15 protein-coding genes and 1 pseudogene are annotated in these 16,749 nt (G+C 60.7%); 9 read left to right on the top strand and 7 right to left on the bottom strand.

Annotated features, from left to right (window positions below):
- Positions 1-945 precede the first annotated feature (945 nt).
- Entirely contained in the window at positions 946-1,380 is a 435-nt protein-coding gene (locus J4G38_RS25565) for a transposase (RefSeq protein ID WP_210522094.1), read from the top strand.
- Positions 1,381-1,530: 150 nt separating this feature from the next.
- Here the strand turns inward: J4G38_RS25565 and J4G38_RS25560 are convergent.
- Positions 1,531-2,173: pseudogene (locus J4G38_RS25560) on the bottom strand (recombinase family protein).
- Positions 2,174-2,511: 338 nt separating this feature from the next.
- Here J4G38_RS25560 and J4G38_RS25555 point away from each other — a divergent pair.
- Positions 2,512-3,057 (top strand): Fic family protein, encoded by a 546-nt coding sequence (locus tag J4G38_RS25555; protein WP_210522092.1) that lies wholly within the window; start codon positions 2,512-2,514, stop codon positions 3,055-3,057.
- Between the two features lie 109 nt (positions 3,058-3,166).
- On the opposite strand, the gene J4G38_RS25550 is transcribed toward J4G38_RS25555, so the two are convergent.
- The 4 genes from J4G38_RS25550 to J4G38_RS25535 all read right to left on the bottom strand — a co-directional run bounded on the left by J4G38_RS25550 (position 3,167) and on the right by J4G38_RS25535 (position 8,631).
- Complete coding sequence (locus tag J4G38_RS25550) at positions 3,167-4,105, bottom strand: Omp28-related outer membrane protein (protein ID WP_210522091.1); 939 nt, start codon at positions 4,103-4,105, stop codon at positions 3,167-3,169.
- A 60-nt stretch (positions 4,106-4,165) separates the two neighbouring features.
- Positions 4,166-5,818, bottom strand: a complete 1,653-nt coding sequence (locus J4G38_RS25545; RefSeq protein ID WP_210522090.1) for a DUF6029 family protein — start codon at positions 5,816-5,818, stop codon at positions 4,166-4,168.
- A 98-nt stretch (positions 5,819-5,916) separates the two neighbouring features.
- Positions 5,917-6,501, bottom strand: coding sequence for a TlpA family protein disulfide reductase (locus J4G38_RS25540; protein WP_210522089.1), 585 nt, complete (start codon positions 6,499-6,501; stop codon positions 5,917-5,919).
- An 87-nt stretch (positions 6,502-6,588) separates the two neighbouring features.
- Positions 6,589-8,631 carry a T9SS type A sorting domain-containing protein gene (locus J4G38_RS25535; protein ID WP_210522088.1) on the bottom strand — a complete coding sequence of 681 codons (2,043 nt, stop codon included), beginning with the start codon at positions 8,629-8,631 and terminating at the stop codon, positions 6,589-6,591.
- Positions 8,632-8,847: 216 nt separating this feature from the next.
- Here J4G38_RS25535 and J4G38_RS25530 point away from each other — a divergent pair, with 216 nt between their 5' ends.
- The 5 genes from J4G38_RS25530 to J4G38_RS25510 all read left to right on the top strand — a co-directional run bounded on the left by J4G38_RS25530 (position 8,848) and on the right by J4G38_RS25510 (position 12,693).
- The gene (locus tag J4G38_RS25530; protein ID WP_210522087.1) at positions 8,848-9,600 is read left to right on the top strand and encodes a hypothetical protein; all 753 of its coding nucleotides are present in this window, start codon (positions 8,848-8,850) and stop codon (positions 9,598-9,600) included.
- 345 nt (positions 9,601-9,945) lie between these two features.
- Positions 9,946-10,413 (top strand): hypothetical protein, encoded by a 468-nt coding sequence (locus J4G38_RS25525; protein ID WP_210522086.1) that lies wholly within the window; start codon positions 9,946-9,948, stop codon positions 10,411-10,413.
- A 316-nt stretch (positions 10,414-10,729) separates the two neighbouring features.
- The gene (locus J4G38_RS25520) at positions 10,730-11,143 is read left to right on the top strand and encodes an OsmC family peroxiredoxin (protein ID WP_210522085.1); all 414 of its coding nucleotides are present in this window, start codon (positions 10,730-10,732) and stop codon (positions 11,141-11,143) included.
- Positions 11,144-11,317: 174 nt separating this feature from the next.
- Complete coding sequence (locus J4G38_RS25515) at positions 11,318-12,238, top strand: alpha/beta fold hydrolase (protein ID WP_210522084.1); 921 nt, start codon at positions 11,318-11,320, stop codon at positions 12,236-12,238.
- A gap of 176 nt (positions 12,239-12,414) precedes the next feature.
- The gene (locus tag J4G38_RS25510) at positions 12,415-12,693 is read left to right on the top strand and encodes a GMC oxidoreductase (protein ID WP_210522093.1); all 279 of its coding nucleotides are present in this window, start codon (positions 12,415-12,417) and stop codon (positions 12,691-12,693) included.
- Between the two features lie 62 nt (positions 12,694-12,755).
- Here J4G38_RS25510 and J4G38_RS25505 read toward each other — a convergent pair whose 3' ends face one another.
- Positions 12,756-13,343 (bottom strand): Crp/Fnr family transcriptional regulator, encoded by a 588-nt coding sequence (locus J4G38_RS25505; RefSeq protein ID WP_210522083.1) that lies wholly within the window; start codon positions 13,341-13,343, stop codon positions 12,756-12,758.
- 331 nt (positions 13,344-13,674) lie between these two features.
- Here J4G38_RS25505 and J4G38_RS25500 point away from each other — a divergent pair, with 331 nt between their 5' ends.
- Positions 13,675-13,851 carry a hypothetical protein gene (locus J4G38_RS25500; protein ID WP_210522082.1) on the top strand — a complete coding sequence of 59 codons (177 nt, stop codon included), beginning with the start codon at positions 13,675-13,677 and terminating at the stop codon, positions 13,849-13,851.
- A 204-nt stretch (positions 13,852-14,055) separates the two neighbouring features.
- Positions 14,056-14,463 (top strand): group III truncated hemoglobin, encoded by a 408-nt coding sequence (locus tag J4G38_RS25495; RefSeq protein ID WP_210522081.1) that lies wholly within the window; start codon positions 14,056-14,058, stop codon positions 14,461-14,463.
- 127 nt (positions 14,464-14,590) lie between these two features.
- Here the strand turns inward: J4G38_RS25495 and J4G38_RS25490 are convergent, their stop codons facing one another.
- Positions 14,591-15,823, bottom strand: coding sequence for a globin domain-containing protein (locus J4G38_RS25490; protein ID WP_210522080.1), 1,233 nt, complete (start codon positions 15,821-15,823; stop codon positions 14,591-14,593).
- Positions 15,824-16,749 lie beyond the last annotated feature (926 nt).

Raw genomic sequence — 16,749 nt, 5'->3', positions numbered from 1 at the left:
TGCGACCCGTAGCCCTTACTATTTGTCTTTTCCAAACATTCAAAGAACGGGTGTCGCTTCCAGTTGAAGTGACATTGTGGCTAGAAAGCCGATGTTTTGAGTTGCTATGCGCCGCTTCTTTCGATTTGGGAGTGCAAAGGTAACTCGTTTTTCTTCGTTAGCAAGCAAAAACGGAAATTTATTCTCTCTGCTTTTTTCTCAATTCGAGTACCTCTCAGTTATAGAGGTCTTATTCGGGGTGCAAAGATAGGTGTTTGGGACTTAAATCAACCAGCCTACCCATTTTCAGCAAGCTACTGGTCCTACTACGTCGCTATTCTGAGGTTAAGTGAAAGTGTATTAAATATATAGACCAAACGCTTCTCCAACACAATTGGTGGTCAGTCTGGCAAGCATGGCCGAAAAGCCGGCCGATGAGCCTTCATAAAACGCGATTTGCATCGTGTGCCAGGCCACACTGGCTAGTTCGTGCTCCCACGCCGTTACGCCTGGGGGGGCTGCGACACTGATGGCACTGGCCCAGTTGGCTCTCTTCCAGCAGCGGGAGATGAAACGATACGAAGCCCATCCGGTCAATTCGGTTCTGATGGGGTATAGGAAAAAACATAGGCATTTACCTTTGCTGGATGAATCGCCGCGCGTATCCAACTGACTTACCAGATGAGCAATGGGTTCTGGCAGAGCCTTATGTGTGAACCAGTGGCTATGGCCGTCCGCCCCTGCACCCGAAACGCGAGGTGCTCAACGCTATTTTCTACCAGGCCCGGGCCGGCAGCGCCTAGCCCCTGTTGCCGCACGACCTACCGCTCTGACGTACGGTCTACAAGCAGTTGGAGGCCTAAGTAGGATGGGGCCTGGGACCGGTTGGTGGATGGCCTGCGCCGAGCCGTACGCCAGCCCCAGCGTGTGGCCGAGCCCACAGCGGGGCATCGATAGGCAGTCTGTCTGTGCGGACAGGCGCTAAAAGGGGGCTGTCATAGCTATGACGCGGGCAAGCAAGTAGCTGTCCGTAAACGCCATATCGTAGTTGACACGGAAGGCTTACCCTTGGCCGTGCAGGTGCAGGCGGCCAGTGTGCGGGACCCGGTGGGTGCCGGGCCCGTGCTGGCCGAAGCCAAAGCGCGGGCCACCGACCTGCAACTGGTCTGGGCCGACGGCCGGTACCAGGGCCCGCTGGTTGCCCGCGCCGCCGCCACCGAGCCCGTAGTGCGCTGGCGATGCAGCACCTTTTCCACAAACGAAACCGAAACGCTGAACTGCGCCGCAACCGCAACCACCGTGCGTCCGGGCTGGCCACACGCCGTCGCTACTCGCTCGTGCAAACCAAGGGACTACGCTTTCATACCAAAAATATGCCCCCAAATCCGTAAACCATCCTGAAATTCGCTCTAGCTAAGTGAATGCTTCTTGAGAAGCGTGAACCTTATAATTGGGATAACATCCACCAAATTCTCAAAAGCACATAGCTTTGAACAGGTTATAGAAATCCCCCGCAGCAGTGGCGTGTTAAGTCATCGCCGACATCGTCCCTCAGCCATCTGCCAGCCCGCGTTTTAGAAGTCGGCCGATAGTTGTGGGGTGAAAGAATCTGCCGCGGCGGCTGCGGTAGCCGGCGGCGGTGAGTTCCGCCGCAATCTGGAGCAGCGAATGCCCTTGGGCCCGCAGCAACCCCGCAAGGCATGCGGCTTGGCGGTTGGCTTGGTGTTCAGCCGCATTGCGCTGCATCGCGGCCCGGCCGTTGGCTTGGGCCGCGTCGGTCAGGTTGGCCGGCGTGCCCAATTTCGCGCCCCGAGTCTTCTTGGCGGTTAAGGCATCCTTGGTGCGGCGGGAAATGGTTTCGCGCTCGTGCTGGGCGAGCACGACGAATAATCCGACGGTCAAGGTAGTAGCGTCGGGCATGTCGCAGCAGACGAAGTCGACCCCCGAACCGCGCAGCGCAAAGACAAAGTCCGCGTTGCGGCTACGCCGTTCCAGCTTGGCAATGAGCAGCGTCGCCCCCCACCCGCCGGGCCTCGGCGATGGCGGCGAGCAGCTGGGGCCGGTGGTTGTTCTTGCCGCTCTCCACTTCCACATATTCGGCCAGCAGCTGAGGTGCATCGGGGACAATGGCCCGGACCGCGGCCTGCTGGGTTTCGAGCCCCAACCCGGACGCGCCCTGCTTTTGAGTAGACACTCTATGATAAGGAGTGTAGTGCTTAGCAAGAATTATGGCAGACACGATAGATGGAAATCGAGGGTGAAAACGGCCACAAGGTGGTGCTTTTACATGCTATAAACGAACGTTTGTAACATGTAAAAAAGAAAGGGAAGTTACTCGCGCCGTCCAAATGAACGCTCAATGACGGCGACTAGCTACCGTGCAGGGCAGTATCGCGCAACACAACGGCTAGCTGCGTGGTTTTACCTTTACGGGCATGGGCATGACACCGACGCACCAGAGAACAATCGGCTCGGCCTAACCAATAAGGCCGAGCTCAACGAGCAGGAGGCGCTGGGCGTCGCGTCGCTACCGTGGAGCGCTACCTGTTGGAAGAGTTTGACTACCCGGTCGAGCCGGCGGTTTCGCTGCTACAGGTTCTGCACCGCCGCGCCTTCGGCCGCCTATACGACTGGGCGGGCAAGTGGCGTACGCAGGTGCCCAATGTCGGCGCCTACCTGCCCCACCCGCAACTGCTGTACGAGTTCGCCGACGAACTACGCCACCGACAAGCGCAGTTGCCGCCCATACTTTCGGGAGCGGAGCTCGCTGCGATGTTATCGCATGGCCACCACCAACCGGTCGCCATTCACCCGTTCACCAACGGCAACGGCCGAACCGCCCGTCTGTTCACCAACCAGCTCGCCTATAACTACGGCTACCAAGACGTGGCCTTGTACCATCGGGAAAACGGAGAAGGGCGGAACCAGTACGTGCCGGCGATTGACCAGGTAGATGAAGACCGCTGTTCAGCAGCCAGTTACACTTGCTTAAGGAGTAGCCGTTGTCCGCTCGTACGGGGCCTCGATTCGGGCCAGAGGCACGGGTTGATTCTCCTACGCCATGGAGGCGTACACTGACCGCACGACCATGGCATTGACCGCGGCGGGGTTCCGGAGCTGGTGGTAGCGGTCGCGGAGTTTCTTCGTGAACCAGTTTTTTGATGCTCTCCTACAACCCTTCCCTCCTCTACGGCAGCTTGGCCTGCACCACCTGCACCATCTGCCGGGTATCGGCATCGGCGATGTACACGATGACGGAACATTTCCGGTCGTTCCACACGCTGGCGGCTGGCATCTGGTAGCCGAAGTAGGTGTTGAACTGCTGCCCCGCCGTGGGCGCCAGCACCTGCGACGAGCCAAAAGTGCCCGTCAGGGCGGCGCGCATCACGTTGTGGTGCACGTAGTGTTCCACTATTTGTTCGGGGTTCAGGGTCCGGTCCAGGGTATAGTCTTTTTGGGCTCCTACCAGGCTGTCTTCTACCACCATTATGCCCAGGCGCATGGTGCGGCCGGGCCGGGCAGTCAGGTATTTGGTGGCTACTTTCAGGCGCAGCAGGCGGCTGGTGCGGTTGAACAAAGGCGTAGCGCGCAGGGATACCGTGGGGGCCAGGGCCAGCTGCGAGGTGACGACGCCGGGCCACAGCGAGAACGTGGCCACCGGGTCGTTGTTGGCCGAAGCAAAGGGGGAACGGTTTACGCTGCCCTGCGGCAGGCCCCGGTTCGACAGGTCGAACGTTTGGTCCAGTTCCCGGCTCACCACCGGCACCCGATAGTCGACGGGGAAATGCGGCAGGCGCGGCGCGGCGAAGTAGTCGGTCACGTGCACTTCGGTTACCACCACGCGGCCGGGATAGCGCAGGCGCATCGAGTCGCCCATGTGGGCCGCCCGAGGGCAGTTGCCGCAGTACTGGCCGGTAAAGTCCTCAATCAGCACATTTTGCACCAGCGTCGGGGCCGGGTGCGTGGCCTCGGCCGAATCGAGCGCCACGGTATCGCGCCGCCCGGCGGAGAGCGTCGCTTTTTCGGGTTGGGGGTTGTCGATAACGTCACAGGCGGGCAACGCGGCCAAGCTGCCCAACACCAGCAGCGCCACGGGCGCCAGCCAGGCAAAAGAATTGTTTTTCATAACGAAAGTCGGTACATGGCAATGGGTAGTACGCTTAAAGCTCAGCTACTTACTGCCGACTTAAAAAGAACTGGTGATGCTCATCGTGGCGCCGTTCGATGCCGGTACGTAGCGGCACACGCCGCCCACGCACACAATGCCCGCCCGCTGCCGGCCGTAGCCCACCGCAATGCGCGTAGTGCCCCCGATGTAGCCTACCTGGCCCACCAGGTAATGAATCTGCTTGGTCGCGTCCGGGTTGCCATAGTTATACTGGTCATAGGCCGTGGCGAAGAAATGCGGAGAATAGGTGTACTCCAGCAGCGCCGCCATCCACGAACCCTGGTCGCGCTTGGTTTGCAGGGTTTGCAGCTCGCCGCGCAGGCTGTGCTTGGGCGAAAACTTGTAGGCCACGTCAATCACGCCCAAATCGGAGGTAATGGTGCCAAAGCCGGCCACGCCTTCCACCACATCTTTGTTGTACACAAAGTGCGCGTACATAGCATTGGCCTTCAGCTTTGTAGAGAAGCGGCGGTGCACTTCCACGTTGAAATCGCGGAAATACGGCGTGCCGCCCACCTTGAAGAAATCGGAAGTATAGCCCTGCCGCGTCGTTTGCAGGTCGTTGAGCGGCGTGGTTTTTAGGTTGTTCACGGCCGAGTAGTTTACCGCGATGTCGGTGCCGTAGTGGCCGCCCAGCGGGCCGCTGGGCAAGTGGTACGTCACCTCCAGCTGCCCGCTGATTTCGCCCAAAGGCTGGGTGGCGTAGGGGTAAATACTGGCTGCCAGCAGGTAGGTGTGCTGCTTGGTGAGGGCCGGCAGGAAGTTCAACCGGTTCAGAATCCCCGTCGCGTTGCGGTCGGTGCGGAAGTCGAAGTTATCAACCCGCTTCAGGCCAGCCACGATGCCAAAGCCGTTGCGGGCGTAGCTGGTGGTCACGAGCAGGGCCTCGCCCTTGCGGTAGATGAAGTTGTTGGCCACCGAAGGGTCGTTCGACCGCCGGGCGTACTCGGCGTTGAACACGAAGCCGCCGTTGCTGATGCTTACGCGGCCGGCGCCGGCGCCCACGTTTTCGGGCAGCACCAGGGCCGGGTCGTCGGCCGCCTGGTACTTGCTGATGAACGAGCCGCCTACGGTGACGCGCGTAGCCGCCGAGTCCAGGCGGGGAATCAGCTCATTCAGACTTATCTCGGCATCGGCCCCGCGCACGATGGCCGGGGCTTTGTCGAAAAAATAGCGCTGCTTGCCCGTCAGGCCGGTTAGGCGGATGCCGCGCACCGGCTGCACGCGCACCCGCAGCCCGTCAATCGACGTGTCGATGCCGAGGTTGCGCTCCTCATAGGCCCGGAAAATCAGGCCCGAGCCGAACTGCTCGTAGAAATTGCCCACCGTTACGGCCAGGCGGCCGGCGTCGTACGTGGCGTAGCGGTACGGAATGCCTTGGCCGTTGTAGCGCTGGTCGAAGCCCTGGAGCGGCGGCAGGTAGGCCTCGTAGCGCACCCCGGCCGAGAACTTGCCGGCCGTAAGAATCAGGTTGGCGAAGGTGTTGCTGCGCACCCGCTCCGGCACGGCCGGGGCGCTGATGGCCGGGTCGGCCTTGTAGCTCTGTACGTCGGTCTGAAAATCGCCGTGAACCTGGACGCCGTCGAGCGGATTGCCGGTCTGGGCGCGGGCCGCCAGGGGCACAGCCAGCAGGGCCAGCCCCACCGGCAGCTTACGATAAACGTTTGTCATCAAATAAGTAGCATAAAAAATACCAGTCAAAAGTTAAGACTCACAACTGGTACTTGAAGGAAAGAAACACCATGCGGGAACGGACAATTCGCGGTGGACTATTGGCTTATTTGTTCGCCTTTGGCCACTTTCCGCACCAAATCGAGCAGGTGGGTTTCGTCGCCCTCGTTGTAGGCATTGTGCTGCCATACGATGTTGCCGGCCCCATCCAGCAGGAAGGTGTGCGGGATGTTGTTCACGTTCAGGGCGCGTTTCAGGTCCTGGTTCTGGTCGAGGTACACGGGGTAGGTCCAGCCCCGGCCTTTGGTGAGCGGGCCCACTTTGGCGGCATTGCGGGCATCGTCGATGCTGATGGCAATGAGCGTCGCGCCGGTTTCGGCCTGCAAATCCGGAAACAGCTCGTGGATGTTGGTCAGCTCCGCGATGCAGGGCTTGCACCACGTGGCCCAGAAGCTGATAATGACCGGCTTGCCCTGGCCCACGCCCGGCAGCGCCGCCGTGCTGATGGGTTTGCCATCAAGCGTACGCACCGTGACGGCGGGCAGCTTGCGGGTTTTCAGGTCGGCGTCGTTGGGGGTGGCCGCCTGCGCCGGGGCCGACGAGCCCGATTGCGCCCGAACCTGCGCGCCCGTGCCCAGGGCCAGCCCGGCCGTCAGCACGAGAAGGGGAATGTGTTTTTTCATAAAGCGGGGTGAAGAGGGGGAACAAAAAACAAGCCCGGCCGGCATGGGTGGCACCGGTCCGGGCTTGCTGAAGTTACTGCGCAACTGCTACTCCAGGGTTAATTTTTGGGTGCGTACTCCTTGGGTGGAACTCAGGCGCACCGTGTAGAGGCCAGCTGGGCGCTGGCCCAGGTCCAGCGTCAGTTCCTGAGCACCGGCAGCCACGGTTTGAGCCGGACGGTTGTACACGCGACGGCCAACGACGTCGAGCACTTCCACGCGCACTTGCTGCGTGGTGGTCAGGTTCACGAAGAGCGTGGTGCGGCCCGAAGTGGGGTTAGGCGCCAGGGCGAAAGCTGGGCCATTTTGCGAGGTGCGGGTAGCCAGCGGGTTGCGCAGGGTCAGGTAGCCGCCCTGGTACACCTCTTTGGTCACCAAATCCTGCACAAATACCACCACGCGCAACGAGTCAAAATGCTCTACGGATTGGGTAGTGGGCAGCGTGCTCACATCGAAAGTCTGCGTCAGCGAATACGCCTGTCCCGAAGCCAGGGCCGGTAGCACAGTACCGTTCTGGTTGGGCAGCATTTTTTTCATCACATCAAAGAAGCGGGTTTCGCCATTGGTGCGGGCATTCAGTTGGGTTTCGCGCTCAACCACGACCATGTGGGCCACCAGGCGACCAGCCGGAATGGGTAGCAGTGGCTTTACAGAAGCGGTTGCGGCCACCACGTTATTTCTCAGCGTATAGCTGCCGCTCACGCGCGCCATGGCAGGCTTAGCCCGGAATTGGTCGAGAATGCCAATGGTATAGCTTTGCGAGTTCTCGTTCCAGCCCCCATCAAGCAGCATATATGGAATGTACGAGCCGCTGTAATAGCCAAACCGGGCGCCACTCTCGGCGGTGTAATAGGGGTCGTTTCCCGGAGCCGGAAAGTTCTGCTGATATTTTATTTCCACAAACTTATTGCGTTGCGCACTCTGCGTATTGAGGGCCCGCGTATTTGCATTGCCCAAACGGCAAGGGCCGCAGGTGCTGCTGGTGAAGTCTTCTTCCACCACGGTGCGCTGCATCGTAGAGTCGGCCACTACCACCGTAGTCCGGAGCGTATCATTGGCCGGGTTCTGGTCGAGACCACCGTTGATGTTCGAAAACCAGGCCCGCACCCTGTGTACGCCGCCAGTAGTAGGCACCCAGGGCGTAGGATGTACAAACGCCGCCGTATCCAGGTAAGCCACGTTGTAGCCTGTCAGCGGGGCCGATACCACCGGGCCGTTATTGACGCGGTAATTAGCCGTAAGGGTGGTTACGGCCTGCGTGCCCAGGTTCTGAAAGGCTCCCTGAATTGCCACGCTCGACTGCTTGGCGGCGGTATGCGGCAGGCGCAGGGCCCGGCCCGCGATGTCGCGCACGGCCTGGGTACCGGGGCCAAACTCATAATAGCCGTTGTCGGCCGGCGTCAGGTCGGCCAGGTTTGGCACGGTAACGGTTGGCGAAGCGGCTACTTGCACGGCCTGCGTGCTATTCAACTGAATGCCGACAGTCAGCGTCTGGGGCTCCACGCCCGAGCGCTGCCACACCGTATACACCTTATTGGTGCTTTCCTCAAGCACGATGGACAGGTAGATGAAGCCGTTGGAGTACGCTACGTTGGTGTTGCCGCCCGGAATGCTTATCGAATTGAACTGTACCCAGTGCTGGCGGTTGGGCGCCGTGCCGAAGGTTTTGGTGACGATAAAGTCGTTGTTGCTCGTCATTATCGTGCCCCACAGGCACACCGAGTTATCGGGTATCGCCGCGTCGGGCAGCACGCGGTTCACGGTAGCAGGCGCAACCGCAGCCCCGGTGCTGAAGGTGAGTACTCCGCTACTCGACACCTTGTAGCTGGTGAACGTCTGGCCGTTCATCTGGAAGCCAAAGGGCAGCGTTTGCACCGGCGACCAGTCCGCCGCCGCCTGCGTCGCATTCGTACCGGTGAGTATCAGGTTCCAGGGAGCCACGGCCACGTCGTGGCGGGCTTCGTCATCCAAATTTAACGCTCCGGGGTTTTGGCCCGCCTGCAGGTTAGGCAAAATATAGTATTGGGCGGCAGCCGGATGACTGGCTAATGCTCCCAAGGCAAAAATTGTGGCGAGGAGAGTTTTTTTCATGAATTAGTTAACAAGAAGGAAATATTAAGAGGGAAGTATGAGGAGATTGATAAAAAGCGCGGCCAAATGCCCGTACCTCTCAAGGTGATTTCAACCTTCCCTCGCCTTAAAGTTAAGATATATAGCCTCATCAGTTAGCAAAAGCACTTGATTTTTCAGTTCAGGCGTATTTTTGTTTTACACACGATGCTCTTACGCTCCCTACTTCACCCCAGCATGAACAAATACTTACTGTCCGCCGCACTATTGCTTGGCATTGCCACCACCAGCCAGGCCGGCCGCCTGCAAGGCGTCACAATGACCGGCGCCCCCGCCATCACCATCATGGGCGGCTTTGCCCAGGCGCTGCCCTTGCAGGCCGATGTGGTCATCACCAATAGTTCCGGCCGCAGCCTGCGCCTGGGCCTGCAGCGCCAGATTCGCTCCGAAGTAGTCGGTACCGAGAACAACTTCTGCTTCGGCGTGAACTGCTACCCGCCTACCGTGACCACCGCCCCCAGCCCCATCACGCTGGCCGACGCCAGCACCGACAACAGCATGGTGCTCGACTACACGCCCAACAACCTGCCGGGCATCACCGTTATCCGCTACGCCCTCTACGAAGTAGGCACGCAGGATTCGACTTACCTCACCGTTACGTTCAACGCCACTCAACGGGCGCTGGCTACCACGGCCAGCAAAGCCCCCGAGTCGGTGCTGAGCCAGCCGTGGCCAAACCCTGCCGCCGCCGGCACCACCAGCGAGCTGCGCTACCAGTTGCCAGCTAATAGCCGTGGCGCCCACCTCGTTCTTATCTCGATGGCCGATGGCCGCCGTGTCCGCGACCTCGTCCTCCCCGTCACCCTCGCCGATGGCCTCATCAGCTTCCGTACCGATGGCCTCGCCGCTGGCATCTACAGTTGCCTGCTCCTCAGCGGCGCTGACGGCCGTGGCGAGCTCCTGGCGGCGCGTCGTTTGCAGGTTCAATAAGGAGAACATCAACAAGGGTGGGGCAGTGGGCTTAAGCCACCCCCGGCATCGGTGCTGCCGGCAATGACCGGAAGCCGGGGCATTGAGGCGGTCGTATAAAAACGAATAGTTTAGGGACTGGGGTGGTCTAGCTAAAACAGACAGTGCGAAGCCGTGCCTTCCACTGTCCATGACTGAAAAACTGAATCCGGGCGGGTTGCCCGCCACCCGCAAGAAATACCCGCCCGCCTTCAACGCCGGGTGCCTGCGGCAGGTGGCGGCCGGGGCCCGGCAAACCGACGCGGCCCGCCCCCCAGCGCGTGGAAAGGGAGCGCGAGCACCCGCCCACACCGCTCCCGGACCACCGTGGCCGACCCGGCCGCCGTGGTGGGCGGGCGCTGGTGTAACCTGGCCGCGCAGATGCCCACCGAATTCGTGCGCTTGGCCCTCGGACAGGCCCTGGCCCTGCGCCCGCCCGCGCCGGGCCTCCTCATCCACGCCGACCGCGGCAGCCGGCACCCCCGTGCGGCCTGCCGCGCCCACATCGACCAGGCAGGCGCCGTGCCCGGCTGCGGCCGCCCCGGCAACCCCTGCGACAACGCCCCGGCCGAAGCCGGCGGGAGCGCCCTCAAGACTGAGTTGCGGCCCGGTGGCAGCCCTTTTGCCTCGCTGGAAGAAGCCCGCCTGGAAGGGGCCCACCACCTCGACACCTGCTTCAACCTCAACCGCCGCCGCTCTGCTCTCGGCGACCGCTCGCCCCACCAATTTGAACACGGCCTGAAACCCACCCTGCCTCAGCGCACTGTCCGTTTTCACTGGACCATCTCAGGCTAATTTATTTTATATATTTAATATTTATTATGTTTGCGAAATACCGCAATTAAAAGCGAGGCCAATTACAGCCATATAGCTAAATACTAATAATTTATAATGTGGCAAGATGCTTGGCTAATAAGAAATCGAACCCGCCCAACGCACTTTAACCCCGCCCTCCCACGAATACCATCAGGTGAACGGACCAAGGCGCCGGGCCCGGGTCGGAGGCGGCCCAGCTTCCCTACCACTCCGCACTCAACCGATTCCGACGCGGCCAGCAGGAGCTGAGCTTCGGCCGCCATCCCGGCTTGATTATACGCCAACCGTACCCGCCATGCAACGTCACGCTACTGCTTACTGGAATGGTTCGGGCAAAGTAGGCCGCGGCGGGATATGCACCCAAAGCACCTTCCTCCAGGATGCGCACTATTCTTACAACAGCCGATTTGGGGCGGCGCCGGCCACTAATTCGGAAGAGCTGCTGGCCGCTGCTCATGCCATGCGCTTCGCGCTGAAGCTGCGCTTCGTGCTGGAAGCCGCCGGGTACCTGCCCGATTCGCTGGAAACCACGGCAACGGTTTCGTTCGAAACGGGGGCCATCACCACTTCCTCCCTGTCCCTGAAGGCCCGCATCGCGGGCCTTGAAGAAGCCGCTTTTGCGGCCTGCGTGGAAGAGGCCGCGCAGCATAGCCCCATTAGCAAGGTATTGAACGCGAAAATCAGCGTGAAATCCTACCTGGAGCGGTAGTGGGTTCGGCGCTGCGGGCCGGCCGCTGCCCCGCGTCTTTCCGGCCCTTGCTCGACGGATACCGGCTTTGCCGGAGCGAATAATTTAACAGGCAAAGCGCCGGCACCGGGGTTTCGAGAGCAAGCCCGGCGCTCCGCACTGCCCTCGCCACGCATTTTCTTAACCCCCTTCGACATGAAAACACCCCCTAGCTTCCTGTGCTTGGTGCTGCTCCTGGCCCTTACGCTCACTGCCCACGCCCAAGGCCCGGCCGCGCCGCCGGCGGGCTTTAAGCACCAGACCGCGCTGGTGAATGGTGTAAAAATTCACTACGTGATTGGCGGCAAGGGCGAGCCGCTGGTTCTGGTGCACGGCTTTGGCCAAAACTGGTACATGTGGAACCGGCTGATGCCCGAGCTGGCCAAACACTTCACGGTAGTTGCTCCGGACCTGCGCGGCGTGGGCGAATCGGACAAGCCGGCCGGTGGATACGACAAGAAAACCATGGCCGTTGACATCCACGAGCTGGTCAAAAAGCTGGGCTATCCCAGCATCAATCTGGCGGGCCACGACATCGGGCTGATGGTGGCCTACGCCTACGCCGCGCAGTTTCCGGGCGAGGTGAAGAAGCTGGCCCTTTTGGATGCGCTGCTGCCCGGCATTGAGCCGGTCTGGGGCCAGCTCTACCATTCGCTTTGGTGGTTCGGGTTTTTTGCCCGTCCCATTGCCGGCGACCTCGTGGCCGGGCAGGCCGGTGAGTTTCTGACCGATTTCTGGCCGCAGGTGGGCTACATCAAAAAACCGTTTACGCCCCAAGAACAGGACGAGTTCATTCGCGCCTATTCCCGCCCCGGCGCAACGACTGGCAGCTTCCACTGGTTCGGGGCCTTTCCGCAGGATGCCCAGGACAACCTGGCGTTCAGCCAGCAGAAGCTGCCCATGCCGTTGCTGGCCATGGCGGGCGACCACTCCGCCGCGCCCTACTTCACCGAGCACTGCCGGCTGGTGGCCACGAACGTGACCGCAGTCACCATTACCGAAGCCGGTCACTGGCTGGTGCAGGAACAGACGGCGCAGGTGCAAAAAGGCCTGCTGGACTTTTTCCTCACCAGATAAAATACCTATTCGCTCACCAGCAGCCACTGCCCCTTCCTCTCGATGCCGACCAAGACCACGGACCGGCTGCTCACCATTGCCAAATAGCCGCCATGCTGCTGGCCGTGACGCACACCGTGGCCTTGGAGTCTGCCACCATCGCCGCCGCCAGCGACTACTGGCGGAAGTAGCCCGAGCTGCAAAGACTGTTCGACGGGCCGCGCAAAAGTGGCCGCCTTTTACATAATCAGGAATTCCTGCGGAATGCGTGCATTTCCTGCTGGCATCCGGTGGGCACCTGCGCCATGGGGCCGGGCCCGCTGGCAGTAGTAAGCAGCACCTTGCAGGTGCACGGCGTGGAAGGGCTGCGCATTGTGGATGCATCGGTCATGCCCCGAATTACGGCCGGCAACACCCTGGCCCTCACCCTGATGATTGCGGAAGCCGCAGCTGCTTTGATGATTGCCGGAAAATAACGATGGCTTATAGCACTGCACCGCCTTTGTAGTTGCTACGACTACCAGCGGCAACCCTTGTTTCAAAGAATAATCTTGCCGTCCTGCAAGGTGAGCTTGCCCGCTTGTTCCAGCTGCTTCACGGTGCGAATCACGGTTTCGACGCGCAGGCCGGTGAGGTCGCCCAGTTCCTGCCGGGTGAGGAGCACCTGGTAGGCCGGCGGGTTGCCGGCCTGGCGCTTGAAGTAGGTGAGCAGCGTCAGCAGCTGGTGGTCGGCGCTGTAGCTCGACATTTCCTTGGCCTGCATCGACTTGTATTGCAGCCGCCGCGAGAGCGTGATAAGGAAGCGCTGGTGGATGTCAAAATGCGTCCGCAGTAGCTCGGTCAGGGCCGCATAAGGCAGCTTATATACGGCCGCGGGCTGGCTCGCCACAGCCGTCGACGGGTAGGGAAACTGCCCAAACAGCGGGGGCTCGCCCAAGCTCTGGCCGGCCTGGAAGATGCCCTGAATGAAGTCGGAGCCGTCTTCGATGCGGTTTATCATGCGCAGCTCGCCGCGAATAATCTGGTAGTAGAACTCGGCGGGCTCGCCCTCGGCAAAGAGGACGTCGCCTTTGCGCAGCGTTTTCTGGGTGGCCCCGAATTGGTCCAGAATTTCGGCTTCTATCATGGTTTTTAAGGCAGGGAGCGCCCGCAAATTTCGCCCGACTGATGCAAAACAGGCCGGCGCGGCTGGTTTGTTCTTGCGCCGAAGCTTGAAATCAGTAAGCGCCAAATAAGTTGGGCGGCTATGCGCCAGGTCATAAACACGGGGTGGAAAGGACGGCAACATTTGCTTCGTCAATGGCCAACCGTCGAAAGCCAATGCGATACTTCCCAAATGCGGCTTTCGAATTAACCAACTCATTATCAAATAAATCGGGCTGCCTAATGGAGAGCTCACGCCGGCATTCCTGACCGTATCGCCGCCGGCAAAAGTCGACTTCGCCACCACCCGCCCCATGGACGGCCCCCACGAGCTGCGCGTGGTGGCGCGGTCCTCCAACGGGCAGGAGGGCGTGCAGCGCATCCCGTTCGTGGTGCGCAACGGCCCAGCCATCACCGTGCCGGGCCTGAGCCGCGACGATATCGTGTCGGATGTGCTACCGCTAACGGTAACCGCCTACGGCAGCGAATGAACCAACTCATTCGTCATCAAAGCGTCCGAAACGCTACAGGGTGTGCCGGCCTGGGTGTGGGCCGGCATCCAGGTGTTTCTGAGCTGGGGCACTTATTACCTGCTTGCGTTGCTGGCTGTTATTATTTAATTATCAGAATATTATCTGTTAGCTGTTGGCCCCATTCTGAAAAAAAGAAATCAATAGCGGTAAGCCTGGAGCAAAATGGAAATCCCACTCAAGCCTGATATCCACGACCCGGACGACCTGCGCCGGCTCATTGAAGCCTTTTACACGCGGGTGCGGGCCGATGAATTACTGGGCCCGGTATTCGCCGCCCGCATACCGGCCGGCCATTGGCCCGAGCACCTCGACACCATGACCCGCTTTTGGACGGCGGCCCTGCTGGCTCAGGCCGCCGGCTACCGGGGCAATCCGGGGGCCAAGCACCTGTATTTGCCCATCGAGCCCGCGCATTTCACCCGCTGGCTGGCCTTGTTCGGCCAAACCGTGGACGAGCTGTTTGTGGGCGACCGCGCCACCGGAATCAAGCGGCGGGCCCGCAAGATGGGCGAACTGTTTCAGGCAAAAATCGCCTCGGCCCGCGCCGGCGGCGGCCACGCCATTTTGTGAGGCTGCTTAGCGCCCCCGTACGCCAGGGCCCGCCGAAGCCGCCGTCTGCCGGTCGTGGCGTGACGCGGGAACCAGGTGGCGGTCCTCCGCCAGGCAAACGACGCTATTCTGCTGAACATCAGTTTGTCTATTCGATGGCCTGAGCAGGTCCAAACACTTCAAACTGACGGTTGTCGCAGCCCCGGCTTCGCAGCAGGGCATTCACGTGGCGCATGAAGCCCAACGGGCCGCAGCAGTAGAAATCGGCGTGCTGCGGCACGTTCAGCAGCAGCGCGTCCAGGTGCTCGTCGGTGAGCAGCCCGTTGCCTAGCAGGGTCGGTTCCTCGTCTTCTTCCCCGGCCAGCACCTCCTCCGGCACCGCCTGGTAGAGGGCGAAAGTGCGCAGGGTGGCGTGCCGGCGGGTGAGCGTACGCAACCGCTGTTTGAAGGGCTGCTGGTCGGGGTCGCGCACGGCCTGGAGCAGCATGATTTCGCGGTCGTCGCCGGCGGCCAGAGCGTGTTCGAGCATGGCCATGAGCGGCGTGATGCCCACCCCGCCCGCCAGCAGCACCAACGGCGTGCGCAGCCGGGGCGTTAGGTAAAACTCACCGGCCGGGGCGTGCACCAGCAGCGTATCGCCGGCCTGCACAGCATCGTGCAAATAATTGGATACCAACCCCGCCGGGCTTTCCGCGCCGGCGGCCTGCCGCTTCACCGTGATGCGGTAATAGGGCCGGCCCGGCGCATCGGACAGGCTGTATTGCCGGATTTGGCGGTAGGCGTGCCCCGGCACCTGCACCGCCAGGCTGATGAACTGGCCCGGCTGGTAGGCCGGCAGCGGCTGCCCGTCCTGCGGCACCAGGTAGTAGGACTGAATACCCACGCACTCCGCCACCACGCGCTCCACGGTGAAGGATTTGAACGCATTCCAGCCCCCCGGCTGGCTGCGGTGGCCCTGGTACCCGGCTGCCTCAAGGCCCGTCAGCACCTCGGCAATGCGGGTGTAGGCCAGCTCCCAGGCCCGCATCACGGCCGGCGTGGCCGCCTCGCCCAGCTTTTCACGAATGGTCGCCAGCAAGCTGGCCCCCACCAGCGCGTAGTGCTCGGGCTGAATGTCGAGGCTGATGTGCTTGGCCGCAATCATGCGGGCCTGGGGGCCGAGGGTTTCCAGCTGGTCGAACTTGGTGACGAAAAGCAGGATGGCATCGAGCAGGGCGCGGGCCTGGGTGCCGGTGGCCTGGTTGGCCATGTTGAAGGTGTGCTTCAACTCGGGATTGTGCGCAAACAGGTGCGCATAAAAGTCGCGCGTGAGCGCGTCGCCGTCGGCCACCAGGGCGGCGGCCGTTTGGTGGGTCAGGGCAATAATCTCGGCTTGTTCCATGAAAACGAAATGAGTTCGGAAAGTGTCGGCCCACGCGGCCGACCATACAAAACTACCGTCCGACTTTTTCGGAAATTATGCGCTAAATCATAAGAAAACAGGCAATTTTAAGTAAATGAACAGGGTTGAGCCGGTACAGATATAGCAAGTATAGATATGGTTGGAAGAGAAAGCGCTTAATGCGGACCAAGGGTGCAATAGGTGAGGGTAAGCGCTATCTCAACCTGTACAATTATACCGTCGGGACAGCAAAAGGAGGCTTTTAATCCATCCTCTTCTCTCCCTTGGCCCTTCAATCATGGCTACCTCCTCAACGAATTTGCTTGACTTCCCGGATGACCATTTGTTCTGGTTCGGTTCGGCCTTCCGCGTATTTCAACGTGGGTATGCGCAACGTTCCCACCGTGGATAATTACTGCGATTACCTGCTGGTGCAACCGCAAGGGGGAAAAACCATATGCTGGTCGTCAACGTGAGCGTGGGTACGAGCAAAGGGGGCTACGTCCTGTGCCATGTGAACGCGGCTCCCGAGAATGCCCATACGGCAACCGCCCATGAAATCCGCCGAATGTTGGGAAGTGAGCAGCTATTGTACCCAGAGCGGTTTCCAGGTTCATGTACAGAGGTAAAAGCTGAGAGTTAAAAGTTAAATTCCACCTGTAGTGTCTTTTAGCTTTTAACTCTGTACACCAACTTGGGAATTGCTGTAGGGTGAGTTCGGAGCAACACAGCGCTCAGACAGGCGAGCAAGTGTTCAGGAAAACGGTCGTGGCTGTTGCAGAACCCGGGTTCGTAGAGGGAAGATGCAAGGCAAGAAGCTGTTTCTCGACAAGGAGGTGGTTCGCTTTCGGCTCAGTGAGCGGGTACGGCCCCATAACCTCTACCGCCGGCTCGCGGAGCTCGTCGACTGGAGCTTTCTCTACGAG

Origin of the sequence: Hymenobacter terricola, assembly GCF_017921975.2 — a bacterium.
Taxonomy (GTDB): Bacteria; Bacteroidota; Bacteroidia; order Cytophagales; family Hymenobacteraceae; genus Hymenobacter; species Hymenobacter terricola.
The sequence above is the reverse complement of the archived record's forward strand: the minus strand, read 5'-3'. Positions and strand labels throughout refer to the sequence as shown.